The sequence below is a fragment of the Arthrobacter sp. P1_B9 genome (assembly GCF_056406495.1).
Map to the genome: position 1 here is coordinate 126,538 of NZ_JBFUAA010000001.1, position 25,852 is coordinate 152,389.

32 protein-coding genes, 1 other RNA gene and 1 riboswitch are annotated in these 25,852 nt (G+C 67.2%); of the genes, 15 read left to right on the top strand and 18 right to left on the bottom strand.

From position 1 onward, the window contains the following. The first annotated feature begins 139 nt into the window (after positions 1 to 139). The 13 genes from AC1D1A_RS00500 (at position 140) to ssrA (ending at position 10,651) form a co-directional block, all read left to right on the top strand. Entirely contained in the window at positions 140 to 1,363 is a 1,224-nt protein-coding gene (locus AC1D1A_RS00500) for a CpaF family protein (protein ID WP_476946900.1), read from the top strand. Further along, on the top strand, positions 1,363 to 2,217 hold the full coding sequence (locus tag AC1D1A_RS00505; RefSeq protein WP_476947062.1) for a type II secretion system F family protein: 855 nt from the start codon (positions 1,363 to 1,365) through the stop codon (positions 2,215 to 2,217). Before AC1D1A_RS00500 ends, AC1D1A_RS00505 begins: the two co-directional genes overlap by 1 nt. Beyond that, the gene (locus AC1D1A_RS00510) at positions 2,214 to 3,155 is read left to right on the top strand and encodes a type II secretion system F family protein (protein ID WP_476946901.1); all 942 of its coding nucleotides are present in this window, start codon (positions 2,214 to 2,216) and stop codon (positions 3,153 to 3,155) included. Before AC1D1A_RS00505 ends, AC1D1A_RS00510 begins: the two co-directional genes overlap by 4 nt. Before the next feature lie 282 nt (positions 3,156 to 3,437). Continuing rightward, complete coding sequence (locus AC1D1A_RS00515) at positions 3,438 to 3,641, top strand: hypothetical protein (RefSeq protein ID WP_476947063.1); 204 nt, start codon at positions 3,438 to 3,440, stop codon at positions 3,639 to 3,641. 3 nt (positions 3,642 to 3,644) lie between these two features. Further along, positions 3,645 to 4,070, top strand: coding sequence for a TadE family protein (locus AC1D1A_RS00520; protein ID WP_084475966.1), 426 nt, complete (start codon positions 3,645 to 3,647; stop codon positions 4,068 to 4,070). After that, the gene (locus tag AC1D1A_RS00525) at positions 4,051 to 4,503 is read left to right on the top strand and encodes a hypothetical protein (RefSeq protein ID WP_230008411.1); all 453 of its coding nucleotides are present in this window, start codon (positions 4,051 to 4,053) and stop codon (positions 4,501 to 4,503) included. The genes AC1D1A_RS00520 and AC1D1A_RS00525 overlap by 20 nt, the downstream gene beginning before the upstream one ends. Positions 4,504 to 4,538: 35 nt before the next feature. Next, a complete protein-coding gene (locus AC1D1A_RS00530; RefSeq protein ID WP_476946902.1) occupies positions 4,539 to 4,952 on the top strand; it encodes a pilus assembly protein TadG-related protein in 414 nt (137 codons plus the stop codon). 160 nt (positions 4,953 to 5,112) lie between these two features. Further along, positions 5,113 to 6,228, top strand: coding sequence for a peptide chain release factor 2 (prfB, locus tag AC1D1A_RS00535; RefSeq protein WP_476946903.1), 1,116 nt, complete (start codon positions 5,113 to 5,115; stop codon positions 6,226 to 6,228). A gap of 193 nt (positions 6,229 to 6,421) precedes the next feature. Then, the gene (ftsE, locus tag AC1D1A_RS00540; protein ID WP_043435207.1) at positions 6,422 to 7,243 is read left to right on the top strand and encodes a cell division ATP-binding protein FtsE; all 822 of its coding nucleotides are present in this window, start codon (positions 6,422 to 6,424) and stop codon (positions 7,241 to 7,243) included. Next, positions 7,240 to 8,154 carry a permease-like cell division protein FtsX gene (ftsX, locus tag AC1D1A_RS00545; RefSeq protein WP_028276034.1) on the top strand — a complete coding sequence of 305 codons (915 nt, stop codon included), beginning with the start codon at positions 7,240 to 7,242 and terminating at the stop codon, positions 8,152 to 8,154. Before ftsE ends, ftsX begins: the two co-directional genes overlap by 4 nt. Before the next feature lie 26 nt (positions 8,155 to 8,180). Then, positions 8,181 to 9,584: a peptidoglycan DD-metalloendopeptidase family protein gene (locus tag AC1D1A_RS00550; RefSeq protein ID WP_476931283.1), complete on the top strand. Its 1,404-nt coding sequence runs from the start codon at positions 8,181 to 8,183 to the stop codon at positions 9,582 to 9,584. Positions 9,585 to 9,700: 116 nt separating this feature from the next. Further along, complete coding sequence (gene smpB / locus AC1D1A_RS00555; protein WP_026266743.1) at positions 9,701 to 10,171, top strand: SsrA-binding protein SmpB; 471 nt, start codon at positions 9,701 to 9,703, stop codon at positions 10,169 to 10,171. 111 nt (positions 10,172 to 10,282) lie between these two features. After that, positions 10,283 to 10,651, top strand: a transfer-messenger RNA (tmRNA) gene (ssrA, locus tag AC1D1A_RS00560). A 142-nt stretch (positions 10,652 to 10,793) separates the two neighbouring features. Here ssrA and AC1D1A_RS00565 read toward each other — a convergent pair. The 14 genes from AC1D1A_RS00565 to AC1D1A_RS00630 all read right to left on the bottom strand — a co-directional run bounded on the left by AC1D1A_RS00565 (position 10,794) and on the right by AC1D1A_RS00630 (position 22,091). Beyond that, positions 10,794 to 11,138: an SHOCT domain-containing protein gene (locus tag AC1D1A_RS00565; RefSeq protein ID WP_230007703.1), complete on the bottom strand. Its 345-nt coding sequence runs from the start codon at positions 11,136 to 11,138 to the stop codon at positions 10,794 to 10,796. A gap of 39 nt (positions 11,139 to 11,177) precedes the next feature. Beyond that, complete coding sequence (locus AC1D1A_RS00570) at positions 11,178 to 11,642, bottom strand: DUF6325 family protein (RefSeq protein ID WP_223916098.1); 465 nt, start codon at positions 11,640 to 11,642, stop codon at positions 11,178 to 11,180. A 300-nt stretch (positions 11,643 to 11,942) separates the two neighbouring features. After that, complete coding sequence (locus tag AC1D1A_RS00575) at positions 11,943 to 12,077, bottom strand: hypothetical protein (RefSeq protein ID WP_018775274.1); 135 nt, start codon at positions 12,075 to 12,077, stop codon at positions 11,943 to 11,945. Between the two features lie 47 nt (positions 12,078 to 12,124). Beyond that, on the bottom strand, positions 12,125 to 12,496 hold the full coding sequence (locus tag AC1D1A_RS00580; protein ID WP_223916096.1) for a hypothetical protein: 372 nt from the start codon (positions 12,494 to 12,496) through the stop codon (positions 12,125 to 12,127). An 87-nt stretch (positions 12,497 to 12,583) separates the two neighbouring features. Beyond that, the gene (locus AC1D1A_RS00585; RefSeq protein ID WP_223916176.1) at positions 12,584 to 12,952 is read right to left on the bottom strand and encodes a fluoride efflux transporter FluC; all 369 of its coding nucleotides are present in this window, start codon (positions 12,950 to 12,952) and stop codon (positions 12,584 to 12,586) included. Further along, positions 12,952 to 13,401 (bottom strand): fluoride efflux transporter FluC, encoded by a 450-nt coding sequence (locus AC1D1A_RS00590; protein ID WP_476858860.1) that lies wholly within the window; start codon positions 13,399 to 13,401, stop codon positions 12,952 to 12,954. Before AC1D1A_RS00590 ends, AC1D1A_RS00585 begins: the two co-directional genes overlap by 1 nt. Further along, complete coding sequence (locus tag AC1D1A_RS00595) at positions 13,402 to 14,115, bottom strand: metal-dependent transcriptional regulator (RefSeq protein WP_476946904.1); 714 nt, start codon at positions 14,113 to 14,115, stop codon at positions 13,402 to 13,404. Between the two features lie 16 nt (positions 14,116 to 14,131). Beyond that, complete coding sequence (locus AC1D1A_RS00600) at positions 14,132 to 15,418, bottom strand: Nramp family divalent metal transporter (protein ID WP_476848814.1); 1,287 nt, start codon at positions 15,416 to 15,418, stop codon at positions 14,132 to 14,134. Between the two features lie 167 nt (positions 15,419 to 15,585). Continuing rightward, complete coding sequence (locus AC1D1A_RS00605; protein WP_476946905.1) at positions 15,586 to 16,380, bottom strand: class I SAM-dependent methyltransferase; 795 nt, start codon at positions 16,378 to 16,380, stop codon at positions 15,586 to 15,588. Positions 16,381 to 16,460: 80 nt separating this feature from the next. Beyond that, positions 16,461 to 17,900, bottom strand: a complete 1,440-nt coding sequence (locus AC1D1A_RS00610; protein ID WP_476946906.1) for an aminotransferase class V-fold PLP-dependent enzyme — start codon at positions 17,898 to 17,900, stop codon at positions 16,461 to 16,463. A 34-nt stretch (positions 17,901 to 17,934) separates the two neighbouring features. After that, positions 17,935 to 18,048, bottom strand: a riboswitch (SAM riboswitch). A gap of 77 nt (positions 18,049 to 18,125) precedes the next feature. Further along, positions 18,126 to 18,956 (bottom strand): histidinol-phosphatase, encoded by an 831-nt coding sequence (gene hisN / locus AC1D1A_RS00615; RefSeq protein ID WP_028277489.1) that lies wholly within the window; start codon positions 18,954 to 18,956, stop codon positions 18,126 to 18,128. A gap of 76 nt (positions 18,957 to 19,032) precedes the next feature. Then, on the bottom strand, positions 19,033 to 20,148 hold the full coding sequence (gene rsgA / locus AC1D1A_RS00620) for a ribosome small subunit-dependent GTPase A (protein WP_079553032.1): 1,116 nt from the start codon (positions 20,146 to 20,148) through the stop codon (positions 19,033 to 19,035). Beyond that, positions 20,132 to 21,535, bottom strand: a complete 1,404-nt coding sequence (gene aroA, locus AC1D1A_RS00625) for a 3-phosphoshikimate 1-carboxyvinyltransferase (protein WP_476858857.1) — start codon at positions 21,533 to 21,535, stop codon at positions 20,132 to 20,134. Before aroA ends, rsgA begins: the two co-directional genes overlap by 17 nt. Before the next feature lie 7 nt (positions 21,536 to 21,542). Beyond that, the gene (locus AC1D1A_RS00630) at positions 21,543 to 22,091 is read right to left on the bottom strand and encodes a DoxX family protein (RefSeq protein ID WP_028277492.1); all 549 of its coding nucleotides are present in this window, start codon (positions 22,089 to 22,091) and stop codon (positions 21,543 to 21,545) included. 248 nt (positions 22,092 to 22,339) lie between these two features. Here AC1D1A_RS00630 and AC1D1A_RS00635 point away from each other — a divergent pair, with 248 nt between their 5' ends. Together AC1D1A_RS00635 and rsrA are read left to right on the top strand one after the other, a co-directional pair. Next, on the top strand, positions 22,340 to 23,092 hold the full coding sequence (locus AC1D1A_RS00635) for a sigma-70 family RNA polymerase sigma factor (protein ID WP_156945176.1): 753 nt from the start codon (positions 22,340 to 22,342) through the stop codon (positions 23,090 to 23,092). Further along, the gene (gene rsrA, locus AC1D1A_RS00640; RefSeq protein WP_018775287.1) at positions 23,089 to 23,349 is read left to right on the top strand and encodes a mycothiol system anti-sigma-R factor; all 261 of its coding nucleotides are present in this window, start codon (positions 23,089 to 23,091) and stop codon (positions 23,347 to 23,349) included. Before AC1D1A_RS00635 ends, rsrA begins: the two co-directional genes overlap by 4 nt. A 97-nt stretch (positions 23,350 to 23,446) precedes the next feature. Here the strand turns inward: rsrA and AC1D1A_RS00645 are convergent, their stop codons facing one another. From AC1D1A_RS00645 to AC1D1A_RS00660, 4 genes are all read right to left on the bottom strand, one after another. Continuing rightward, complete coding sequence (locus AC1D1A_RS00645) at positions 23,447 to 23,521, bottom strand: 50S ribosomal protein bL37 (protein ID WP_104061284.1); 75 nt, start codon at positions 23,519 to 23,521, stop codon at positions 23,447 to 23,449. A 114-nt stretch (positions 23,522 to 23,635) separates the two neighbouring features. Next, positions 23,636 to 24,274 (bottom strand): PadR family transcriptional regulator, encoded by a 639-nt coding sequence (locus tag AC1D1A_RS00650; RefSeq protein ID WP_476946907.1) that lies wholly within the window; start codon positions 24,272 to 24,274, stop codon positions 23,636 to 23,638. Next, positions 24,274 to 25,101 (bottom strand): DUF4097 family beta strand repeat-containing protein, encoded by an 828-nt coding sequence (locus AC1D1A_RS00655; protein ID WP_476946908.1) that lies wholly within the window; start codon positions 25,099 to 25,101, stop codon positions 24,274 to 24,276. Before AC1D1A_RS00655 ends, AC1D1A_RS00650 begins: the two co-directional genes overlap by 1 nt. Before the next feature lie 151 nt (positions 25,102 to 25,252). Beyond that, on the bottom strand, positions 25,253 to 25,852 hold the full coding sequence (locus AC1D1A_RS00660) for a GDSL-type esterase/lipase family protein (RefSeq protein WP_079553040.1): 600 nt from the start codon (positions 25,850 to 25,852) through the stop codon (positions 25,253 to 25,255).

Consider the following 25,852-nt stretch of genomic DNA (forward strand, 5'->3'; position numbering starts at 1 on the left):
GTGGGAACGGTGTTGTGCGACGGCGGCGGCTGTTATCCACAGTGGGCCACCGCACCTCTTGTCCGGCCGCTCAGCGCCGCCTAGGTTTAAGCCAATTTCATCGCCCCGGCACAGGGGCGGCAGTCATATGGGGGTCCAGGTGGAGGCTGTACGCATTGTTGAGGACGAGGTCCGTGAGCTGATCCGCCGGCGGGGCCTTGACCCCCTGCGGGAGTCCGGCGAAGTCCGGCGCCTGGTCGAGGCGGCTGTCAGCGACTACGACGAACGGGCCCTCCTGGCGCCGCTGCCCCCGCTGGGCCCGTTGGAGTCGGCCCGGAGATTCGTCTTCGACGCTGTGGCGGGCTTTGGTGCGCTCCAGCCGCTCCTGGACGATCCGGGCATCGAGGAAATCTGGCTCAACGCGCCGAATGAAATCTACGTGGCGCGCAACGGCGAATCGGAACTGACGTCCGTTTCGCTGACGGACCAGCAGGTCCGGGACCTTGTGGAACGGATGCTGAAGAGCTCGGGCCGGCGCCTGGACATGTCCTCGCCGTTCGTGGATGCGGCGCTCCCGGACGGCTCCAGGCTGCACGTCGTGATCCCGGACGTCACCCGGCGTCACTGGGCCATCAATATCCGCAAGTTCGTCGTCAAAGCCAGCCGGCTCGAGCACCTGGTGGAGCTGGGAACGCTCACCCCGCAGGCGGCCAGGTTCCTCGGCGCGGCCGTCGCCAGCGGCCTCAACATCCTGGTCTCGGGCGCCACACAGGCGGGCAAAACCACCATGCTCAACTGCCTCGCCGCCAGCATCGGCACCCGCGAACGGGTCATCACGGTGGAGGAAATCTTTGAACTGCAGCTGCCGCTCCGCGACGTCGTCGGCCTTCAGTGCCGTCAGCCGAACCTGGAGGGGCAGGGGGAGATTCCGCTGCGCCGCCTGGTCAAGGAGGCCCTGCGCATGCGGCCGGACCGGCTGGTGGTCGGGGAAGTCCGGGAGGCCGAGAGCCTGGACATGCTCATCGCTTTGAATTCCGGGCTTCCCGGGATGTGCACCGTGCATGCGAACTCCGCCCATGATGCCGTGACGAAAATCTGCACGCTGCCGCTGCTCGCCGGCGACAACATCTCCAGCGCGTTCGTGGTGCCCACCGTCGCGTCCTGCATCGATCTGGTGGTCCATTGCAGCAGGCACACCAGCGGGCGCCGACAGGTCACCGAGATCCTGTCCCTGGGCCGCCGGGTGGAAAACGGGATCATCGAGTCATCCATGGTGTTCACGATGTCGGACGGGCAGCTTCTGCCCAAGGCCAACTCCATGCCCGCCGCGGAAAAGTTTGCCCGCTCCGGGTACGACGTCGCGGCGCTGCTGGAACAACGGTGATGGCGCCGCTGGTCGGGATGCTGGGCGGCGCAGGCCTCCTGCTGATCTGGTGGTCCGCGTGGGAGACGCCTGAGAGCGTGCGGCGCAGGCCCCGGACCAGCCGGCTTGAGGACCTCCTGCGGTCGGCGGGCATCGAAAAGGTCAGCGCGGCAGGTCTGCTCGCCTCGTGCCTTGGACTCGGGGCCTTCACAACGCTCGCGTTCTTCGCAGTTACCGGGTCTTGGCCGATCTCGGCATGCTTTGGCCTGTTCGGCGGCTGGCTGCCGATGGCGATGGTCCGGTGGCGTGCCAGAAAGCGCACGGCTGTCCTCCGCCAGCTCTGGCCCGACGTCGTTGATCATTTGCGCTCAGCCATCAGGGCCGGCCTGTCGCTGCCGGAGGCCCTTATCCAGCTGGGCGACAAGGGCCCCGTGGAGCTTCGCCACGTGTTTGTGGACTTTGGCTCCGACTACCGGTCGGGAGGCCAATTCGATCCCTCACTCACCCGGCTCAAGGACCGTCTGGCCGATCCCGTGGCGGACAGGATCGTCGAGGCCCTCCGGCTCACCCGGGAGGTGGGCGGTTCGGACCTCGGGAGGCTGCTGGGCACCCTCGCGGAGTTCCTGCGGGAGAGTGCCAGGACCCGGAGTGAGCTGGAGGCAAGGCAATCCTGGACCGTCAACGCCGCACGCCTGGCCGTCGCTGCGCCCTGGATTGTCCTGGTGTTGCTGGCCAGCCGTCCTGAGGCTGTGATGGCGTACAACACCCCGCTCGGCGCTGCCGTCCTTTTGGGCGGCCTTGCCGTCTCCCTGCTGTCCTATGCCATCATGCTGCGTATCGGGGCGCTGCCGGAAGAACAGCGGGTCCTCCGGTGACCGGCCTGATGGCCGGCGCCACGGTGTGCGGGGCCGTGCTCGGGGCGGGCCTGTGGCTGTTCCTCGTCCGGCTCCCCTTCATGCGCCCAACGACGTTCATCGAACGTATCGAACCGCAGCTGAGAACCCACAGCCTCGAATCCCGGCTTTTGCTCACCGCCCCGCGGAATGTCACACCGTTTGGGCCGCTCGAACGGATCCTCCGCCCGGCGTTCCGGGACGGGGCCAGGTCCCTGGGCCGGATCAACCTTGGCGCGACGGCGTTAAACCGCAGGCTCGCCCGCGCCGGCAGCGCCAAAACAGCCGTGGACTTCCGGGCTGAGCAACTCCTCTGGGCGGCCGGCGGCTTCGTCCTCGCCGTCGGCGTTGTGGCGCTCGCCGGCTCGATCGGCCGCTTCAGCCCGTTCGTCGCCGTCGTGGCCGTCGTGGGCAGCGCCGTCGGCGGGTTCCTGCTCCGGGACTACCTGTTGGGCGCGCACATCAAGAAAAGGGAGGGGCGGATGATGGCGGAGTTTCCGAGCATCGCCGAACTCATGGCCCTGGCCGTCAGCGCCGGCGAAAGTGCCACCGGTGCCCTGGACCGGGTCTGCCGCAGTGCGCGGGGTGAGCTCTCGCAGGAATTCGGCCGTGTCCTCGCCGAGACCAGGTCCGGCAAGCCCCTCGTGGAAGCCCTCCACGAGTTCTCGTCCAGGACCGATCAAGGTCCGCTGCTCCGTTTCGTGGACGGGATGATCGTGGCCGTCGAACGTGGAACACCCCTCGCCGACGTCCTCCGGGCGCAGGCACAGGATGTCCGGGACACAGCCAAGAGGGAGCTCATGGAGTCCGCCGGCAAGAAGGAAATCGGCATGATGGTGCCGCTTGTCTTTGGTGTCCTTCCGCTCACGGTCATCTTCGCCGTCTTCCCCGGCCTGGCCGCCATCAGTCTCGGACTATAGGAACCTGGCGAACGACGACGGACAGCCGGCGGCTGCCCACCGGCCGGCCCGGGCAGGACTCAAGAAAAGTCATACGAGGAGGGGACAGGATACGAAGGACGCCCTGCAGCTGGCCGGCCAGCCTGGGCACACGGTGCACGATCTGCCGGCGACACGTCACGAACCATCAGATCCAAAAACAGGACTCCGGAAAAACAGAAAACAGAAAACCAGAGAACCAGGAAAGAGGACACGGTGAAGAACTTCGGAACCCGGGCGGCATTGGCGGCCTGCGCGCTCAGCATGTTGACCTGGTGGTCTGCTCCGTCGCAAGCGCGGGCGGGGGAGCACGCTGACGTGGGAACCGCCCATCCCCAGCGCGGGGACGTCCCCGGCTGGGTCATGATCACCCTCATGTCGGCAGTCCTCGTGGCCGCCCTGCTCGCGCTCGCCGGTCCTGCGCTTGAGGGACTCTTCAACCAGGCCATGGACAAGGTCGGACAGTAGGCAATGGCAGCCCAGGGCGGGGGGACCGGGCGCCAGATCGATAGCGGGGAAAACCGCAAGGGCGTAGAACGGGGCGCTGCAGTGGTGGACTTCGTGCTGATCGGTGCGTTGCTCACCTTGCTCTTCCTCGCGATCGTCCAGCTCACCCTGGTACTTCACGTCCGGAATACGCTGATCGACGCCGCCGCCTCGGGCGCCAGATACGGCACGTTGGCCGACCGCAACGACGGGGACGCCAAGGAACGGACTGTCCAGCTGATCACGGCGGCGCTCAACGCGGATTTCGCGCGGGACGTGGGGACAAGCGAATCGACGTTCCAGGGCATCCGCACACTCGAGGTGACCGTCCGGGCACCCCTGCCGGTCATCGGCTTCATCGGTCCCCGGGCGCTCTTGGAGGTGAAGGGCCATGCGGCCATCCAGCGGTGAATGGCCGGAGCACGGCGCGTCACCGGAACAGGGGAGTGCCGTGGTCGAGTTCGTCTTCCTGTCCGCACTGCTGATGGTGCCGCTGGTGTACTTCATCATCACCGTGGGCCAGATCCAGGGCGGCTCGTTCGCAGTCGTGGGCGCCGCCGACCAGGCCGCCAAGGTCTACGTGGCCCAGCCGGACGCGGCAAGCGGCCGGGCAGCGGCAGAGCAAGCCGTGCTGCTGGCGCTCGCCGATTACGGCCAGCCGGCGGGAAACGCCACCGTCGACACCCGTTGCGAGCCTGCCGATTGCCTGGCTCCCGGCTCGGCGGTGACAGTCACCGTCCGCCTCACCGTGCCCCTGCCGTTTGTGCCGTTCAGCGACGCACTGCATCTGAACGCGAGCCAGCTCAGCGCGTCGGCAACCCAGCTGGTGGGCAGGTTCCGGTGAGGGGCCGGCCCGGGCCCCGCCGGCAGGAGGGGCAGGTGCTGGTGCTGAGCATCGGCTTCGTGTTGATTGCCCTGCTGGTCGCCACCGTCGTGATGGCGGCCTCCAGCGTTTACCTCGAACACAAGAAGCTGCTCTCCGCCGCGGACGGTGCCTCGGTGGCGGCCGCGGACAGTTTCACCCTCGGCCAGCTGGGCAACTCCGGCGGCACACCGTCCGCCGTCCTCAGCGGGGCGAGGGTTCGCAGCGCCGCCGTCGACTATCTGGGCCGCAACGGCGCGTTCGACCGCTTCAGCGCCCTGGCCGTGGCGTCCTCGACGGGCAGCCCGGACGGCGCCACCGCCGTCGTGGTGTTGAGTGCAGCCGTCCACCCGCCGGTGGTGAACTTCCTGGTGCCGGACGGCATCCGGATCGAGGCGACGTCCACGGCGCGGTCCCGCCTCAGCCGCTGAGTTGCTGGCCCACCACTCCGGTTGCCCTGTCAGTAGATGCTGCCAACCAGGCCGTCGGGCAACCCAAAGTGACAGGGCAACCATCTATCGGGCAACCCGAAGTGATAGGGAAACCGGCAGGGTCGGGCGGCTAGGACACATAGCGTAGGCTTAAAAAACCATGGCAAACATTGATTTTCCCGCTGAAATCCGCGCACTGCGGGCCACCTACACGTCCATCGAGAACGTCTCGAACGTCGAGGCGCTCAAGGAAGACATCGCCGAGCTCAGCGAGCGGGCCGGTGAACCCAATCTTTGGGACGACCCCGCCGCGGCGCAGGTCATCACCTCGAAGCTCTCGCACAAGCAGACCGAGCTTGAGCGGCTCAACAAGCTCGTGGCCAGGATCGACGACCTCGAGGTCCTCGTGGAGCTCGGCCAGGACGAGGACGACGCCGACTCCATGGCCGACGCCGCCGCGGAACTCGAATCGGTCCGCAAGGCGCTGGCCGACCTTGAAGTCGTCACCCTGCTCTCCGGCGAGTTCGACGAGCGCGAAGCCGTGGTGACCATCCGCGCGGGCGCCGGTGGCGTGGACGCGGCGGACTTCGCCGAAATGCTGCTGCGCATGTACCTGCGCTGGGCCGAACGCCATGGCTACCCGACCACCATCATGGATACCTCCTATGCCGAAGAAGCCGGGCTGAAGTCCGCCACGTTCGAGGTCAAGGCGCCGTACGCCTTCGGCACCCTCAGCGTCGAGGCCGGCACCCACCGCCTGGTCCGGATCAGCCCGTTCGACAACCAGGGCCGCCGCCAGACCTCATTCGCGGCCGTGGAAGTGATCCCGCTGATCGAGCAGACGGACTCGATCGACATCCCGGACAACGAGATCCGCGTGGACGTCTTCCGTTCCTCCGGCCCCGGCGGCCAGTCGGTCRACACCACCGACTCCGCGGTGCGCCTGACCCACATCCCCACCGGCACCGTGGTGTCGATGCAGAATGAAAAATCGCAGCTGCAGAACCGCGCCGCCGCCCTGCGCGTGCTGCAGTCCCGGCTCCTGCTGCTGAAGAAGGAACAGGAGGACGCCGAGAAGAAGGCGTTCGCCGGCGACGTCAAAGCCTCATGGGGCGACCAGATGCGCTCCTACGTCCTGAACCCGTACCAGATGGTCAAGGACCTCCGCACCGAGCACGAGGTCGGCAACACCTCGGCCGTGTTCGACGGCGAAATCGACGACTTCATCGACGCCGGCATCCGCTGGCGGACGGACAACCGCAACGCCGAGAAGTAGGCCCGGCGCCGGGCCGGGCGCCTCCACTGGGAGGTCCCTGACAATCGCGCGACACGCCCCGCCGTTCCGGCGGTTCCGCCGTTACCCGTGCGTATAGTCGAGGGGCCGGAGCTCTACTTCCCCCAAACGAAAGCCCTTGCGCCGGCAGCAGAACCGGGCCCTCGCGGCCATGTCCTGCAGGGTACTAAGGGCCATGATCCGTTTCGAAAATGTCACCAAGGTCTATGACCAGAAGGCGCGGCCGGCGCTGGATTCGATCAACCTTGAGATCGACCGTGGCGAATTCGCCTTCCTCGTCGGCGCCTCCGGCTCCGGCAAATCGACCTTCCTGCGCCTGGTCCTCAAAGAGGACCGCGCCTCCTCCGGCGCCGTCTACGTGGCCGGCCAGAACGTCGCGAACATCTCCAGCTGGCGCGTGCCGCGCCTGCGCCGCGGAATCGGCGTCGTCTTCCAGGACTTCCGCCTGCTGCCGCAGAAGACCGTCTTCGCCAACGTCGCCTTCGCCATGCAGGTCATCGGCAAGAGCCGCAGCGTCATCCGCGACACCGTCCCCGAGGTCCTGAAGACCGTCGGGCTGGAAGGCAAAGAAAACCGTCTCCCGCACGAACTCTCCGGCGGCGAGCAGCAGCGCGTGGCGATCGCCCGCGCCGTCGTGAACCGCCCCGGCATCCTGCTGGCCGACGAGCCGACCGGAAACCTGGACCCCACCACCTCGATGGGCATCATGGGCGTGCTGGACAAGATCAACCAGAACGGCACCACCGTGGTGATGGCCACGCACGACGACGACATCGTCAACGAAATGCGCAAACGGGTGGTGGAACTGAAGAACGGGGTTGTGATCCGCGACGAGGCCAAGGCCCTCTACACCTCCATGATTCCCGTCGTGGGCCAGTCGCGCCGCCTGCGCGACGCCAGCGGACGGGACGAACAGCCGCAAGTTATCCCGCCCCGGGCCGGCTCGCGTGCCGAAGCCCGCGCCGAGTTCCGCACCGCAGGGGAGGGCCAGGCGTGAGGCTTGCATTTGTCCTGGGCGAGATCGGCAGCGGCCTGCGCCGCAACCTGTCCATGGTGATCTCCGTGATCCTGGTGACCTTCGTGTCGCTGACCTTCGTCGGCGCCGCCGGCATGCTGCAGCTGCAGATCAACCAGATGAAGGGCTACTGGTACGACAAAGTCCAGGTGGCCATCTTCCTCTGCAGTGACGGTTCGACGGCGCCCGGCTGCGCCACCGGTCCGGCGACGCCGGAGCAGGAGGACAACCTGCGCACGCTGCTGAAATCGCCCGCGGTGGCGCAGTACGTCAACGACTTCCAGTACGAGTCCAAGGACGACGCCTACAAGCACTTCAAGGAACAGTTCTCCAATTCCCCGATCGTTGACTCCGTGACCCCGGACCAGCTGCCGGCGTCCTTCCGGATCAACATGAAGGACCCGGAGAAGTACGAAATCATCAGCGAGACCTTCTCCTCCCAGGCCGGGGTGGAGACCGTGATCGACCAGCGGCAGCTGCTGGAGCGGCTGTTCTCGGCCATGAACGCCGCGTCCCTGGTGGCCGTGAGCATTGCCGGCGTCATGATCATCTGCGCCATCCTGCTGATCGCAACCACCATCCGGCTCTCCGCGTTCAGCCGCCGCCGGGAAACAGGCATCATGCGCCTGGTGGGCGCGTCCAAGATGGTCATCCAGCTCCCGTTCATCCTCGAAGGCGTGATCGCCGCGGTGATCGGTGCCGCCCTGGCGTCCGGCACCCTGTGGGCCGTGGCCCGCTTCTTCCTCGAAGGCGTCCTGTCCAAGCAGTATCCGGACACCGCGTTTATCTCGCCCGGGCAGACCCTGATCCTGGTACCTGCCCTGATTGGCCTGGGCGTTGTCCTGGCCGGAATTTCCTCCCTGCTGACCCTCCGCCGGTACTTGCGGGTCTAGCTTTGCGCAACGAAAAGGGAATGCTTATGACACCGATGGCCCGCCGCCCCCTCCGGCAATCCCTCCGGCTCCGCCTGGTGGGGCGCCGCAGCCGGATGATCAGCGCCACCCTGGCGCTGGTCCTGGCCGGGACCATGGGGGCCTCGAGTCCGGCGGCATTCGCCGACGACCTTGAGGACCAGCAGGCCGCGCTGCGCGAGGAGGCGGCCCGGGTCCAGCACTCCCTCGAATTCGTGGACGGCAAGATCGCCCAGGCTGCGGCAGACCTGGTCCTGTACCAGGGCCAGCTCCCCGGCGCCCAGCAGGCGCTCACGGACGCCCAGGGCCGGGTGGCCGGAGCGGTCCAGGAAGTGCAGGCCCTCGCGGCCCGCGTGGACCTGGCGCAGCAGAACAAGGCAAAAATCACGCAGCAACTGGAAGCCGACAAACAGAAGATCGCGGACACCCGGAAACTGATCGGGCAGATCGCCACGCAGGCCTACAAGTCCGGCGGCGTCCCGTCCAATCTGTCCCTGTTCTTCGGCTCGAACCAGGGCAGCAGCCTGACGGACACCATCGACCTCGCGGACCAGGCCCTGCGCAGCCAGAACTCCGCGATGGACAAGCTCACCCAGCAGAGCGCCACCAACGTCAACGCGCAGGCCCGGCTGGCCGCCGTCGAGGCTGAAATCACCGACCTCAAGGCCAAAGCCGACGCCGCACTGGCCCGGGAAAAGACCGCCCGGGACGAGGCCGCAGCCAAGAAGGCCGCCGTGGACAAGCTGATCGCCGACACCACCCGGCTCGACGCCCAACTCCAGGCCGCCAAGCCCGGCATCCAGAACCAGCTCGCCCAGGTCAAGGCCCAGCAGGACGCCGTCGCCGCCGAGATCGCCGAACGCGACCGGAAGCTGCGTGAGGCCTGGCTGGCCGAGCAGCGGCGCATTGCCGAGGCCGCGGCGGCCGCGGCCCGGGCGCAGGGACAGGCGGTCCAGCCGTATGTCCCGCCGGCCCAGGGCTCGCCGTCGGCCTTCGGGCTGCAGCACCCGTTCCCCGGCAATATTCCGATCACCTCCGGGTTCGGCTGGCGGGCGACGCCGCCGGGCACCATCGACTTCTACGGCCAGGGCGGCTACATGCACACCGGCATCGATTTCGGTGCCGCCTGCGGCACGCCCGTCTACGCCGCGGCTGCCGGCACCGTCTTCTCGGCCGGCTGGGCCAACGACGGCGGCGGCAACAACGTGAAGATCTCCCACGGGGTGGTCCAGGGCAACTCGCTGACCACGATTTACTACCACAACACTTCCGTGGCGGTCTCGGTCGGCCAGCACGTCAACCAGGGACAGCTGATCGCCTATTCAGGCACCACCGGCAACTCCACCGGCTGCCACTCGCACTTCGAGACCTGGCTCAACGGCCGGGCCGTGGACCCGATGAACCTGCTGTAGTCCGGCCCGGGCGGTCCGGCCCGGGCCATCCGCTGAGGCGGTCGCACTGCCGTAAACTGGAAAGACTCCGCACCACCTGGCCGGAGTGAACCACCAACAAACCGAGGAGTCCTACCGTGCCCAAAGAAAGTGGCCGTAAGGTAGTGGCCACCAACCGCAAGGCCCGGCACGACTATCACGTCCTTGACACCTATGAGGCCGGCATCGCGCTGATGGGCACGGAAGTAAAGTCCCTGCGCGAGGGCCATGCCTCGATGGTGGACGGCTTCTGCACGTTCTACAACGACGAGCTGTGGATGGAGGGCATCCACATCCCCGAGTATCACCAGGGGAGCTGGACGAACCACGCCGCACGCCGCCGCCGCAAGCTGCTGCTGCACCGCGAAGAGCTCACGAAGATCTCGCACAAAATCCGCGAGTCGGGCTTCACGATCGTGCCGCTGCAGCTGTACTTCGTGGACGGCCGCGCGAAGGTCGAAATCGGCGTCGCCCGCGGCAAGAAGGAATACGACAAGCGCCAGACGCTGCGCGAACAGCAGGACAAGCGCGAGGCCCAGCGCGTCATGCGCGAACGCAACCGCCGCTAGCGCGCCGCAGGCTGTCACGGTCCCCGGGAATGTTTCCCGGAGGCGGTGCGTTATGATTGGTAGTCCGGGAAGGATCCGAAAGTATCCGGTCCGGGTTTGATAAAAAAATACGGGGATGATCGGTTTCGACGATGTTAGTCGCGACAGGTGAAGCGGGCCGAGGATGCAGAATTATCTCGTAAACGCTGTCTGCAAACCAATAAGTGCCGAATCAAAACGCACTGACTTCGCTCTCGCTGCCTAAGCAGTAAGACAGTCCGTCAGCCCGAGGTTGCTATTGCCCCGGATCCTGGCGTCATTTAGATAGCCACTGCTGTTTACCTCCGTCATCGGGGTAAACGGGACTCTTAGATGACTGGGCCCGGATCAGCCAGCTGTTTGCAGCATGGCTGGGGCCGAGAAAATCCGACGCAAACTGCGCCCGGAGAAGCCCTGACAACACGACATCGGACGGGGGTTCAATTCCCCCCATCTCCACATAGGGGCCCGGCAACGGCGCTCCACCCCGTATTGGGTTCACGAAACTCCCCGCCGGCTTCTGTCGGCGGGGAGTTTTGTGCTTAAGGCCAAAGAGGAGGGAAGCGTCTTCCGACACTTCCCTCCTCCTTCCAGTTGTTTGGCACTACATGCCGAGGATCTTCGCCTTCTGGACGCCAAACTCTTGTTCCGTGAGAATCCCTTGATCCTTCAACGCCCCGAGCTGCTTGAGCTGTTCGAGGGCTTCGTTTGAGATGCCGCCGGCAGCCGGGGGAGGGGGTGGTGGCTGCTGGTAGACCGGCTGCTGGTAGGCCTGCGGCGGTGGTTCCTGCTGGGCCATCTGCGAATCGTAGGCCTCCTGCTGCTTGGCCGCGGTCGCGGCGTCCTTCTCGGCAAACTTGTTGGCCTGGCGGCGCTGGACCCGGCCGCTGACTGCACTAGCCGTTCCGGCAACGACTGCCGTCCGTGCCACACCCCTAAGAAGTCCCATAATTCTCTTCCTCTCACATCTCTTGTTCTGCGTCAGGTCTCAGGCGTCGGCAACCGGAGGTGCGGCGGCGTCAAGTGCATCAAGTGCTTCCATCACGTCCGGAGCAGGGATCCGCGTGCTCGCGATGAGTTCGCCCCCGCTGTCCCGAACGGCCGCCACGAACGGTGCCGCCCAGGTGTTCTCGTAGACGATCAGCGCGGCCACCGTCCCGGGGAGCAGCGCGGCCGAGGCCTCGGCGATGTCATCGTCGCCCAAAAGCCCGGTCCGGGCCCCCTCGAAGTAGGAGAACCCCGCCGCGGGACCGCCTGGGTCGGTGAGTTCGAGCACCTCGACAGATCCGTCGTCATTCTTCATGACGACGAGGAGATCGAAGAGGCGGATCACGCCCTGCTCGACGAGCTTAACGAGTTCCTCACTCGCCCGTCCCGTCAGTCCCGATACGGGGAACTCCAGGAGTACGAAGTCGACCGGCCCGTGGGCCTCAGTCTCCGGTGTGGTTGTCACTGGTATTCCTCCGGTCTGTGTCGAGCACGCTGTCTGGCGCACTGGTCTTAGTGTGGGCGGTCCCCGCCGGGCCGTCACCACCCGCGTCGAATGATTCCGATGGGCCCCGCGCCGCTCAACGGTTGGAACTGCGTCGCGGACATGCCCCGGAATAGGACCTCTCGGTCGGATCCCAAGACCACTCAACCGCCAACGTGAGATTGTCACATCATCCATTTCGGGTGAGCCACCAGCCCGCCGGGACGTGTCAGGGCAACACGACAAGAGGCCGGAAGCAACGGCTTCCGGCCTCTCGATTTTTCAGCGCTTCTTGATGTGTGCCACTGGGTCGGTGTGGGCATCAACGATGTGTTTCGCCTTTTTCTCTGCCCGTTTTTCCTTGATGGTTTTAACCGACTTCTTCGACACGCTCTGGTGCGGCGTCTTGTCAGGCATGGTGCTCTCCCTCACGGCAGGGGCCAGGGGTAGCCCCGTCTTTTAAGCTACGCCTCGGGAACGGCGGCGTCCACGATCCCTGCGAAACGGCTGCCGACGCCGTCGTACACACTGCGCACGAGCCCGGGCCCGAGCACCGGGATCTCGCGTGCCTCGTGGTGCGCGCAGCAGACGTAAGTGAACTCTGGCCACCATTTTTTGGGCCGGGCCGCTTCGGAGAATCCGCAGACGGCACAGGTGAGCTGGACCCAGACGGGCCGCTTGCCGGTGCGGTTTGCCTTGGACTGGACCAGCCACGCCGGCGGGTTGTCCAGCAGCTCGCCCAGCTCGGCCTCGGACAGCCGGGGCGGGATGCCGTGACGGTGCGCCATTTCCAGGGGAATGTCGAGGGTCTGGGCTGCTTCACGTCGGGTAACCATCCTTCAACGATACGGGAACGACGGCGGCCCGAAGCCACCAGGGCGCCCCGGTGTTACCCTCGACACACCGGCGGCGGGCTAAGGTTTTCAGCCCGCGAGGGCAAGCCCAAGCGCGGCGGCGGCGAGCCCCACGAGAAGGTTCGCGCCGATGTTGAGCGCCGCCGCCCGGTACCGCTCTTCGCTGACCAGGCGGACCGTCGCGGTGGTCCATGAGCTGAAGGTGGTCAGGCCGCCGGCGAGACCGGTTGCGATCGCGGCGTGCCAGTCGGTGCCCAGCTCCAGGTGGCCGGTCAGGCCGACAGACCAACCGATGATGAAGGATCCGGCGACGTTGACCGTGAACGTCGCCCAGGGCCAGTGCGGTCGGGAGCCCTGATGGTGCGCAAACCAGGAGTCGACGGCGAACCGCAGGAGTGCTCCCGCCACCCCGCACGCCCCGACCACGAGCGCGGTCATCATTGGGCGCCTCCGCGGAGGTCTGCAATCGCCTTGCCGGTTTTCCAGCCGGCCGCCGCCGCCCCGAGGCCCAGGACCAGCGAGAGCCCGAGGTAGGCCAGCCACGTGGCATGGAAGCCGCCGCGGATCTGCTGGTCAATGGCGATCACCAGCGCCGAAAAGGTGGTGAAGGAACCCAGGAGGCCGGGGCCGATGCCGGCCCGCAGCCAGAAAGCCGTCTGCGGCCGCGCGATCCAGAGGGTGGTCAGGGTGGCCAGAACGAAACTCCCGGAGACATTGATCGCCAACGTGGTCCACGGCACCGCACCGGCGCTTTCGGGAAAAATCAGGCCGGCGCCGAAACGCAGCTCGGTTCCGATCAGCCCGCCGACGGCGACGGCGGACCAGGCCTTCCACCCCGGCACGCCGGGGCGCGGCACGGCCCGGCGCTCGTCCAGCGCACCCTTCACTCAGCTCTCCGTGACGCTGCAGCCGGCGTGCCCGGCATCGCTGTGGACCCAGAGGGCCGAGGCTATCTCGTCGGCGAAATCGAATTCGCGCGGTGCCGCGGCGGAGCCTATCCGCACTACCATGGGGCCACCGAAGGGACGCCGGCCCACCACCTCCACTTCGGCGTCGAGGTCGATGTCCTCTGCGGCGAGATAGCGCAGGAGCTCCGGGTTCTCGTCGCTGATCCGGGTGATCCGGCCGGTGTGGCCGTCGTCGAGTTCGCTCAGGCGGTGGGCGGCGGGCATCAGCACCGAGCCGTCGGCTGCCGGAATGGGATCGCCGTGCGGGTCCCGGGTGGGGTTCCCCAGCTTGGCCGCCATGCGTTCAATAAAGGTGTCCGAGACGGCATGCTCCAGGAGTTCGGCTTCGTCATGGACCTCATCCCAGCGGTACCCCAGCTCGCGGACGAGGAAAGTCTCGATCAGCCGGTGCCGCCGGACCATGGACAGGGCGAGCCGGACGCCATCGCTGGTGAGCGTGACGGCGCTGTAGGGCTTGTGGTCCACGAGACCCTGGTCCTTGAGCTTGCGGACCATTTCCGAAACCGAGGAGTTGGCGACGCCCAGGCGCTGCGCCAGCTGCGTGGAGGTGATGGGCTTGCGCTGCCACTCGGTGAACGAATAGATGACCTTGACGTAGTCCTCGATCGAGGAGGAGGGCGTACTGGTCTTCACAGACCTAAGCCTACCGTCAGCTGCTTCCGGAGAAAGTGAGCCACAGCAGCACCAGGTTGAGAGCCACGACGAGCACCACGCTGATGATGGCGGCGACTCGGAGGGCCGGGCCGTCGGCGAACCGGCCCATCAGGGCTTTGTTGCTGGTCAGCACCACCAGCGGGACCAGGACAAAGGGAATCCCGAAGCTGAGGACCACCTGGCTCAGGACGAGCGCCCAGGTGGGGTCGAAGCCCACCGCCAGCAGCACGACGGCGGGGATGAGGGTCACGACGCGCCGGGCCATGACGGGGATCCGGATCTTGAGCAGGCCCTGCATGATGGTGCCGCCGGCATAGCAGCCCACCGAGGTCGATGCCAGGCCGGAGGCGAGCAGCCCGACCGCGAAGATCACGCCGACGATCGGGCCGAGATTGGCGGTGATGGCGGCGTGCGCGCCCTCGATCGTGTCCGTGCCTTCTTCGCCGCCGAGGGTGGAGGCGGCCAGGAGCAGCATGCCGATGTTGACCAGTCCGGCGATCGCGAGGGCGGCCACGACGTCGAACCGGGTGGCCCGGACCAGGCGCGCGATGGCCGCCGGGGGAACATGCAGGTGTTCGTCCGGCCGGTGCCGGTCCCGGGACAGGGCCGAGTGGACGTAGATGGCGTGCGGCATGACGGTGGCCCCGAGCATGCTGGCGGCCAACAGGACGGTGTCCGGGCCCTGGAAACCGGGCATGAGCCCGGCCAGGGCGGCCCCCGGATCGGGCGGGCTGATGAACAGCCCGGCCAGGAAGCCGACTGTGATGATGCCGAGCAGGAACATGATGATGAATTCGAACGGCCGCTGTTTCTGCCGGGCCTGGACCGCGAGCAGGAGCATCGACACGGCGCCGACAATCACGGCGCCAAGGGGGAGGGGCAGGCCGAAAAGCAGGTACAGGGCAATTGCGCCGCCCACCACCTCCGCGAGATCGGTGGCGGCGGCGACAACTTCGGCCTGCACCCAGAAGGCGCGGCGCCAGAACGGCTTGAGCCGTTCACCAAGGATCTCCGGAAGGCTCTTGCCCGTGACGATCCCGAGCTTGGCGGACTGGTACTGGACGAGCACGGCCATGACGTTGGCGGCCACGAGGACCCACACCAGCAGATAGCCGTACTGCGCTCCGGCGGTCAGGTTGGCGGCCACGTTTCCGGGGTCCACGTAGGCGATCGACGCCACGAAGGCCGGTCCCAACAGGCCGATCAGCGCCCTCCGGGCCCCCGGGTGTTTGTAAGTGGGGGCGTCCTGCGCCGGTTGCCCGTGTCCCGTTAGCTCCAGCACTGCCAGCTCCTGTGATTGGCGCGTCGGCGTTGACGCGATGATCGGCGCCGGCCGGAAAACAGCCGGTGTCAAAGTTTCGTGTGCCTATAAGAATTTATTAGGCATACCGAAACAATAAGCCCGGCGGGCGCTGCGTGCAATCCGGGGGAAACCGGGGTGAGCGTGCATCAGCCCCGGAAGGCCCGCCACGTCTGGGTCAGGTAGGGCAGCCGGAGCACCTCGCCAGGCATATGTCCCAGGTGCTCGTTCAGGTACCAGAGGAGGTTGGCGGTGACCTTGGCCCGGGTGGAGTCCGATGCCGCGAGATAGTAGCTGCGGGACTTGGCCAACTCCTGGATGTCCTCCGCCGTGACGGAATCCTCCCAGCGCGTCAGGTGGCTCTCCAGTCCGGTGAACTCGGGGCCCACGGCCGGACGGAAGTTTGGCTTGTGGACGTCCCCTGCATGCATGATCCGGGAGAGCCGGTGCACCCAGGGCACGCTGGTGTCCAGCTGGTTCCAGATCAGGCCCAGCACGCCGTGCGGCCGCAGGATCCGGGCAATCTCGGTGCTGGCCAGGCCGGGGTCGCACCAGTGCCACGCCTGGGCGACCGTGACCAGGTCAAAGGACTCCGGCTCGAGACCGGTGTCCTCGGCGCTGCCCTCGATGGCGGTGACGTCCGGCAGGGTCCGGCGCAACTGCTCAAGCATGTCGGCAGAGGGGTCCACGGCCACCGTGGCCAGTCCGCGTACTGCCAAAAGGGAGGTGAACTTCCCGGTGCCAGCGCCAATGTCCGCGGCGTCCCTGGCTCCCGCCGGGACCAGCCAGTCGGCTGACTCCTGCGGATAGCCGGGGCGGACGCGCTCGTAGTGCTCCCCGCCGTCCTGGAAGCTTTGTCCGAGTTCCTGGCGCCGCTCGCTGTGCAGCTTCGGTCCGCTGTGGAGCCTAGCTCCGCTGTGCAGCCTGGGGCCGGCGCTTGCCACGTGCGATCTCCTTCGGGAAGGTCCTGCTGGTTTCAGATACCTTTCGAATTTACCGCACCCGCGCCGGGCCCCGATCCTGCCTAGTCGAGGGTGCAGGGCGCAGCGCCGGCGGTGCCCGGGGTGTTCGGCGCCCAGTGGGGATAGCTGCGGGTATCGTTGGCCGGCACCCAGCGGCCCGCGTCCACCACGTAATCCCAGCCGAGTCCGTTCTGCCGCAGCTGCTGCAGGCCGGCCAGCAGGCGTTCGGCGTCCTCCAGCCGTGAGCCGAGGCCGAAGCTGGCCCGCAGGGAGCCGGCGGGCAGGCCGAGCCGCTTGAGCAGCGGGTGGGCGCAGAAGCGGCCGTCGCGCAGGCCAATGCCGTGTTCGGCCGACAGGTAGGCGGCCACCAGTCCGGCGTCGTAGCCTTCCACGGAAAAGTTCACGACGCCGATCGTGCCGGTGTCCGGCTGATCGCCTCCAGTGGAAGAAGCGAAGGAAGAATCGGAAGCCGAATCGGCAAAGATCCGGTGCACGGTTACTCCCTCGATGCCCTGGAGGCCCTCGACGAGGAAGGACCGGATGGCGTCCTCGTGGGCCTGCCACTGCTCCGGGTCCAGGGCCGCAATGACCTGGGTGGCACGGGCGAGGGCCGCCGCGCCGAGGACGTTCGGCGAGCCGCCCTCGTGCCGGGCAGGTCCCGTGGTCCAGCTGACGGAGTCGAGCCGGGCATCGCGAACCGCGCCGCCGCCGGCCAGGTGCGGGGTGCCGGCGTCGAGCCAGTCCGTCCGCCCCACCAGCACGCCGGCGCCGAACGGGGCGTACAGCTTGTGTCCCGAGAAGGCGAGGTAATCGACGTCGTCCGCGGCGATATTGATCCGCCGGTGCGGGGCGAGCTGGGCGGCGTCGACAACGATCCTGGCGCCGTATTCGTGCGCCAGTGCGGCCAGGGTCCGGATCGGGAGGATCTCCCCGGTGACGTTGGAGGCGCCGGTGACGGCCAGCAGGCCGACGCCGCCGCGGGCGAGTTCGTCGCGCAGCCGGTCCACGGTGGCCGCGAGGGTGGCGGCGGCCACGACGCTGCGGTGCGGGACATTCTGCCAGGGCAGGAGGTTGGCGTGGTGTTCGATGTCGAGGTAGAGGACCTCGCCCGCGGGCCGCCCGTCGCGCAGCGGCAGGCAGCCGGCCAGCAGGTTCAGGGAATCGGTGGTGTTGCGCGTGAAGATCACGGAATCGCCGGGCCGGCCGCCCACGAAGTCCCGCACGATGTCCCGGGCGTTCTCGTAGACGGAGGTGCTGATCTGTGATGCGTAGCCGGCGCCGCGGTGCACGCTTGCGTAGTACGGCAGGATTTCGTTCAGGTAGGCCGAGACCACGGACAGGGCCGGTGCGGAGGCGCCGTAGTCGAGGTTGGCGTAGCGCGCGTGGCCGCCGGTGATCAGCGGGGCCTGGATTTCGGCCCCGGTGACGGCTGCCAGCGGGCGGGCCGCGAGGGCAAGCCGTGCTTGGAATTCAGTGGCGGCGGGGAAAATGGCAGTTGTCATGGGACCTCACTCGAACAGGACCCCACACCGTGGGAATCCGCGCTTGCCGGGTCCGTTCCGGACCGGCCAGGTCGTCACCCGGGGCACCCCACCGCGACTGGAGGGTTGCCGGCCAGCAAACCGGGGTTTAGCGCTGGCACTCGTGACCTGCATCGAGCGTAGGACATCGGCGCAGCCCGGGAAAAGGCAGCCGCCGATTGTGAAGCGGATTATTACGGGCGCGGATCAGTTGTTCGGGTGGGCCTGAAAGAGGTCGTCGAGTCCGGGGTTGAGCCGCTTGAGCACTTCCGAGTGCAGGATCGAATTGGTGGCCAGGGCGTTGCCGCCGAAGGGGCCGTCCTCGCCTTCGAGCGAGGTGAAGCGGCCGCCGGCCTCGGTCACGATCGGCACCAGGGCGGCCATGTCATAGAGGTTCAGCTCGGGTTCGCAGGCGATGTCCACGGCGCCCTCGGCCACGAGGCAGTACGACCAGAAGTCACCGTACGCGCGGGTCCGCCACACTTCCTCGGTCAGGCCCAGGAACTCATCCAGGTTCCCGCGTTCCTTCCAGCCGCCAAGGCTGGAGTAGGACAGCGAGGCGTCCTCGAGATTGGAGACGTTGGATACCTTCAACCGTGTGGCGGCGGCGAGCGAGCGGCCCGTGTAGGCGCCCGCACCCTTGGCGGCCCACCAGCGCTTGCCCAGTGCCGGCGCGCTGACGACGCCGACCACCGGCTCGCCCTCATCGACGAGGGCGATCAGGGTGGCCCAGACCGGGACGCCGCGGACAAAGTTCTTCGTGCCGTCGATCGGGTCGATGATCCACCGGCGGGAACCATGGCCCGAGCTGCCGAATTCTTCGCCCAGGACCGCGTCACGCGGACGTGACCGGGAGAGCTGGCCGCGGATGGCCTCTTCCGCGGACTTGTCGGCATCGGTGACGGGTGTGAGGTCGGGCTTCGTCTCGATCCGAAGGTCGAGTGCCTTGAAGCGGCTCATGGTCTGGGAATCGACCGAATCTGCCAGTACATGGGCAAGGCGCAGGTCATCGTTGTAGCTCGAAGCGGGTTGGCTCATGGTTCCAAACTACCGTCAAACCGGGCTGCCGGGCGGGAAGCCGCGGCACGGCGCCGCCGCCCCGTTGCCGGTCCGGCTAGGAGACGGTGCCCAGTTCCTTGGTTTCCTGCGCTTCCATCCGCGGGTCCGTGCCCAGCAGCCGGCGCAGGGACGCGAGCCTGGCCGGTCCCGAGGGCCCCGCGTGCCCGGCCGCAACCCACTTGTCGACGCCGCAGTTGACGGCGGTGGAGTCATGCTTGCAGCCGCGTTCGCAATCATCGGTGCCCGGTTCCAGATCCGGGAAGGAACGCAGGATCCGGTCCGGGTCCACGTGGGCCAGGCCGAAGGACCGGATGCCGGGGGTGTCGATGATCCAGCTGCCGGCCGGGGCATCGTTGACTTTGAGCGCCAGTGCCGAGGAGGACGTGTGGCGGCCGCGGCCGGTTACCGCGTTCACGCCTCCCGTGGCCCGCTCCGCCCCGGTCAGGGCGTTGACCATGGTGGACTTGCCGACGCCGGAATGGCCCAGCATCACGGTGACCTTGCCGTCGAGGTAGTCGCGCAGCTGGGATACCGCGTCCTTGTCGAGCCGGGCGGAAAGCCCGTCGTCGGAGCGGGCGTCGATGCCGGAAGCGGCGGAGTCGGCGGTCTTGGAGATGATGACGGGGAAGTCGAGGTGCTGGTAGTTGGACAGCAGCTCGGCGGGATCCTTGACATCGGCCTTGGTGACGAGCAGCAGCGGCTCAATGCCGGCGTCGTACGCGGCCACCAGCGCGCGGTCGATGAAACCGGTCCGCGGCTCGGGGTTGGCGGCGGCGACCACCACCACCAGCTGGTCGGCGTTGGCCACGACGGCACGTTCGATCGGGTCCGTGTCGTCGGCGCTGCGGCGCAGCAGCGTCTTGCGGTCCTGGATCTTGACCAGCCGCGCCAGGGTGTCGGGCTCGCCGGTGACATCCCCGACCAGGGAGACGAAGTCGCCGGCAACCACCGGGTTGCGGCGCAGTTCCCGGGCCCGGGCCGCGATGATCTTGCGTTCGTCCGCGGTCCCCTCGCCGACGACGGCGGTGTAGCGGCCGCGGTCAACGGTGATGATGCGTCCGGTGACGGCGTCATCGTAGCTGGGCCGGTCCTTGGTGCGGGGCCGTGTGCCCTTCTTGTTCGGCCGGATCCGGACGTCGGACTCGTCCCAGGAATCAGTGCTGCGTGCCACCGGCGGTGTCCTCATCTGCGGCGGGTCCCTGGGCCAGCATCGCTTCCCAGAGTTGCGGGAAATCGGGCATGGTCTTGGCCGTGGTTGCGATGTCCTCGACTTCCACGCCGGCTACGGCAAGGCCGAGGATGGCGCCGGCGGTTGCCATGCGGTGGTCCGCGTAGCTGTGCACGACGCCGCCGTGCAGCGCGGCCGGGCGGATGATGAGGCCGTCGGGGGTTTCTTCGGCGTCGCCGCCGAGGCGGTTGATTTCGGCGACGAGGGCGGCGAGCCGGTCCGTTTCATGGCCGCGGAGGTGGGCGATGCCGCCCAGCCGTGAGGGGCCGGTGGCGAGGGCGCACAGCGCGGCAACGGTGGGGGCGAGTTCGCTGGTTTCGTCGAAGTCGCCGCCCTTGATCTCCGGGCCCCCGCTGACGGTCAGGGTGCCGCCGTCAACCGTCACCGTGGCGCCCATAGCGGTCAGGATTCCGCGCCATAGATCACCCACCTGGGTGGTTTCTGCAGGCCAGTTCGGGATCCGCACGGTGCCGCCGGTGGCCAGGGCCGCCGCGAGGAAGGGTCCGGCGTTCGAGAGGTCCTGCTCGATCCGGACGTCGAAGGCGCGGATCGGGCCGGGGGAGACAACCCAGTGGTTCGGCACCGAGTCGTCGACCGCCACGCCCGCGCCGCGCAGCACGGCCACGGTCATGTTGATGTGGTCCAGGCTCGGCACGGGCTTGCCGACGTGCTCCAGGTGGAGTCCCTCGGTGAAGCGCGCCCCGGCCAGCAGCAGGGCGGAGACGAACTGGGACGAAGCGCTGGCATCGATGACCAGGTGGCCGCCGCGCACCTCGCCCGAGCCGTGCACCGTGAACGGCAACGACGACGCCGGACCGCCGTCAGGTGCGGTGACTGCCACACCCAGGCCGGCGAGGGCCTCGATAATGGTGCCCATGGGGCGTTTGCGGGCGTGCGGGTCGCCGTCGAAACGGGACTCACCGCGGCGCAGCGCGGCCACCGGCGGGACAAAGCGCATGACCGTGCCGGCCAGGCCGCAGTCGATCTCCGTGTCAGCCGCCGCGGTGTCCATGCTGATCGGGACGATTTCCAGGTCGGGGCCGAAGGCGCCGTCGCCGGGCACTTCCGTGACGGTGGCCCCCAACTGCCGCAGGGCCTCAATCATCAGCGCGGAATCCCGGGAGTGCAGGGGAGCCCGCAGCCGGGAAGGTCCGTCCGCGAGGGCGGCGAGCACGAGGTACCGGTTGGTCAGGGACTTGGATCCGGGAACCGTGACAGTGGCATCGACCGGCCGGGCGGCGAAGGGGGCGGCCCAGTGCGGACCGGCGTCGGCTGCATGGGCGCCGGCAGGGTGGGACGGGGCAGCTGCAGAGGGGGTGGTGCCAGTCATTACCGTCTTAAGCCCCGGCAGAGTGGTCTACGGCCTTGCGGACGACTTTGTCGGCCTTCTTCAGCTGCTTGTTGGTGGTCTTGCGGGCATCTGCGGCGAGGTGTCCGGCGCTCTTCTTGGCATCGGCGGCCAGGTGCCCGGCGCGCCAGGCCAGGCTGGGCTTGCCGGCGGTATCGACCGCGGCGAGGAGCACGCCGCCGGTGAGGGAGACGTTTTTCAGGAGCTGTTTGCGGCGGGCGTCGCGGGCTTCCTTCGAGGAGATGTCCGCGCTGCGCCATTCGACGTAGCCGTTCAGGAGCGAAATGACGGCGAGCAGGGTGGCCGCCAGCCGGGCGGACTTGCCGAGGGCGAAGCAGACGCCGGCACCGATCTGGGTGCCGCCGATCACGCGTGCCACGACTTTTTCATTTGGCTGGAACGGCAAGGCGTCGGCCGCACGGCGCAACAGGGGGGACAGCTGGGCCGCAGTGTCATCCGCGTTCTTGAGCTTGTCCATGCCGGCGAGGACGAAACTGGAGGCGAGCATGGGCCGGGCGAGAAAGCGGACAAACGACATGAATTTCCTCCTGGATGGACGAACAGCGGCTTCACTGCGGGAGAACCGGTTCTAGTCTTGCACTTTTGCGGAATATTTGCCCGCAGGACGTGGTTGTGAAAAGCAGATCCCAGCAGGCTAACGAAGGCGGAGATTTGACTCTGGTCAAAGACAGGGCGGAACCGGAAGCCGGTTCCGGTCAACCATGGACCCTCGCGCTTCCGGCGGTTCCGGGTGCCCAGCGGAAGGTGACAGTAGACTTGAACGCAATGAGCACCATGGACCCGGCCGTTGCGGCCATGCACGAGGTTGCCGGAAACGACGCCACGCCCACCAAGACACCTGATGCAGGCACACCCGCCGCTTTGGAGACCGAGGTGGACGGGAAGCCCCTTGATGTCTCCACCGAGTCCGCGGAAGAGCGCCGGGTGCGCTTTGAGCGTGACGCCATGCAGTACGTGGACCAGCTGTATTCGGCGGCCATGAGGATGGCCCGGAACCCCTCCGACGCCGAGGACCTGGTCCAGGAGGCGTATACGAAGGCGTTTTCCGCGTTCCACCAGTACAAGCCCGGAACCAATCTGAAGGCCTGGCTGTACCGCATCCTCACCAACACGTACATCAACCTGTACCGGAAGCGTCAGCGCGAGCCGCTGCAGTCGAATTCGGACACCATTGAGGACTGGCAGCTGGCCCGCGCCGAGTCGCATACGTCCTCGGGACTGCGTTCGGCGGAGGCTGAGGCCCTGGACCACCTGCCCGACTCGGATGTGAAGCGCGCCCTCCAGTCGATTCCGGAGGAATTCCGGCTGGCCGTGTACTTCGCCGACGTCGAGGGTTTCGCGTACAAGGAAATTTCGGACATCATGAACACCCCCATCGGGACCGTCATGTCGCGGCTGCACCGCGGCCGGAAGATGCTGCGGGACATGCTGGCGGACTATGCCGCCGAACGAGGATTCAGGGCCGCCACCGAGTCAAGCGCCGCGGCCGACAGCAACAAACAGGAGAACAGGAAATGAGCGACTGCCAGGGACTGGGCGATTGCGATGACGCCCGGATGCAACGTATCTATGAATATCTGGATGGTGCGCTCACGCGTGCAGACATCGCAGAGATCAAGGACCACCTGGACAGTTGCCCGGAGTGCCTGGAGCAGTATGACCTCGAATGTGTCATCCGCGTGATGGTCAAGCGTTCGTGTACCGAAGCAGCTCCGGAAAACCTCAAGAACTCCATCCTGGACCGGATTCACTCGATCCGGACTGTGGAAGCCTGAGCCGGACTGTGGAAGCCTGAGCCGACATAAGCGAATGACCCCGGAATCCGTGAGGATTCCGGGGTCATTCGTTTAAAGCTGTCATTCCAAGCTTTGCTTAGGCGTTGGGGCGCTTACCGTGGTTCGCGCCGCCACGCTTACGGTCACGACGTTTACGTGCACGTTTGCTCATAGCTGGCCTCCTTAATCTTGGTACTCAAAAGAGCTGCCCTCAAGTCTCCCACATCGCGGCACCCGCCGCGAACCGGAGGCCCGTGCTACGCGCCGCGGTCGGTCGGTCCCGGCCTCAGCCCTCCAACGAATTTCGGATCGAGATCCGGGCCTGGTCCAGCACGGTCCTGACCGTTTCGAGCGTGACGGTGGTGACCGGACGGCTCCCGGCATGACGCCGCAGTTCCACCCGCATGTCGTCGCGGAACGCCTGCACCAGCATTTCCGCCTCCTTCAGCCGCCGTTCGCCCTCCGGGGAGTACCACGGGCTTCCCGCGGCGCCGGCAGTGCCCGTCCCGCCGGCAGAACCGGCGGCGCGGGCCGAGGTCCGGGCCGCCTCGGCCGTGGCCGCAAGGTCGGCCCGGAGGCCGCGCATGTTGACGCGGATGTCCTGGCGCAGGTTGTCGGCGAGCCGGCGGACCGACGCCGAGATGTCGTTCTCGACGCCGGCGAGTTCGTCCCGCCGGCGGTTCAGTTCCGTGAGGCCGGCCGGAGTGATGCTGTAGTTGGTGCGGCGGCCTTCCGTCCGGGTGGCGACGAGCCCTTCCTCTTCAAGCTTGCCCAGGCGCGGGTAGATGGTCCCGGCGCTGGGGGAGTACGTTCCGCCGAAACGCTCGCTGAGCGCCTTGATCAGCTCGTAGCCGTGCTTGGGGCCCGATTCGAGCAGGGCGAGCAGGTACAGCCGCAGCGCCCCGTGGGCGAAGACGGGAGGCATCAGAGGGCCGTTTCGGTGTCCGGGCTGGGTTGGCCGTGGAAGAGCGACGTCTTTCCCGAGACCGAGTTGGTCCGGACCAGCATCAGCTTGGCGTCCGGTCCCGCGATGGTCTGCACCGTGCCGCCGGGCTGGGCGTACCTCGTGTCATCGATGACCACCGCGCCGCTGGCGGACTTGGCAACGATGTCCACCCCGACGTCGTGCGGCAGCCGGATGGTGACGTCGCCGGAGACCGAATTGGCGCCAAAGTCATGGGTGAAGCCGTGCAGGTCGAAGTTCAGGTCGCCGCTGACGGTGTTCGCCCGGATGTTGCTGAATTCGCCCGAGGCCGTCACCTCGCCGGAGACGCTCTTGGCGGTCAGGACGCCGCGGTGGTTGCGGGCAATCACCTCGCCGCTGACCGTGTTGACGGACAGGTTCCCGGCGGTGCCGTCGGCCAGCACGGACCCCGAGACGGTGTTGAGCCGGGTGTGGCCGCTGAGCCCGGAAACCATGCCGTCGCCGCTCACCGTCCCGGCCTCGACCTCGACGCCGGCCGGCAGGGCGATGCTGATGACCACTGAGTTGCTGCTGCCGTTGTTGACGGTGCTCATCAGGTTCTTGAACCAGCCCTGCGGGCCGTGCAGCTGGTGGCGGACTTCCAGGCGGCCGTTGACGATCGAAACCGACAGCGGGTCGCCTTCGATTTCCGAGACCTCGATCCTGGCAACGTCCTCGTCATGGGTGACGATGTCGAAGCGGCCGTGGACAATCCCGAGTTTGAGGGAGTGGACGCCGTCGACGTCGATGGTCTGCGGGCCGGTCACGGTCCACGTGTTCTCTGACATGGTTCCTCCGGAAAAGGCGAAAGGGCTGGGGCAACTAACGATATATCGCGACTATGAAGTCACGATATATCGCGCTTGCCGGCAGGTCAAGATATATCGCGAAATCCCTGGAGGGTGTGATCCCGGCGCGGCCGGTTGCCTGCTTGCCCGCCTATTCCGGGGTGTCCAGGCCCAGCCACTGGAACCAGCCGCGGTGCAGCACGAGCCAGGCCATGAGGCCATAGCCGGCCTGGCCGGGCGTGCCGCCGTTGGCCGCGAGGTCCTGGCGCCACTGCTCGTGGTTCAGCAGCGGCGAGAACGTGTCGACATAGAGGTGCTTCCGGCGCGTCGTGACGTCGGCGAAGGCGGTGTTGAGCTCGCCGAGCCTGCGGTTCTGTGCGGGGTCAAGCGTGGGCGGCGGGCCCACGACGAAGACCTCGATCTTATTCTGGGAGGCGGAGTCCAGGATGTTGGCCAGGTTCAGGCGGCTGCGGGCCGTGGACAGGCCGAACTCAATGTCGCGTCCTGACAGGCCGATCACCAGGCGGTTTTCGTGGTGGTTGCCGAAGCGCCGGCCCGCCTCCTCGAGCCAGCGGGCCGCAATGCCCTCGGTGCCCTCTTCGGGGCATGGCAGGGAGTAGCACTCCAGGGCGACGCTGTCCTGCGGCGTGCGGGCCAGGACCCGGCCCAGCCAGCCCAAGGCGCGCGGATCACCAAGCCCAGCCAACAGCTCGTCCCCAACGGCTGCGATCCGCAGCTTCCGATCTTCCAC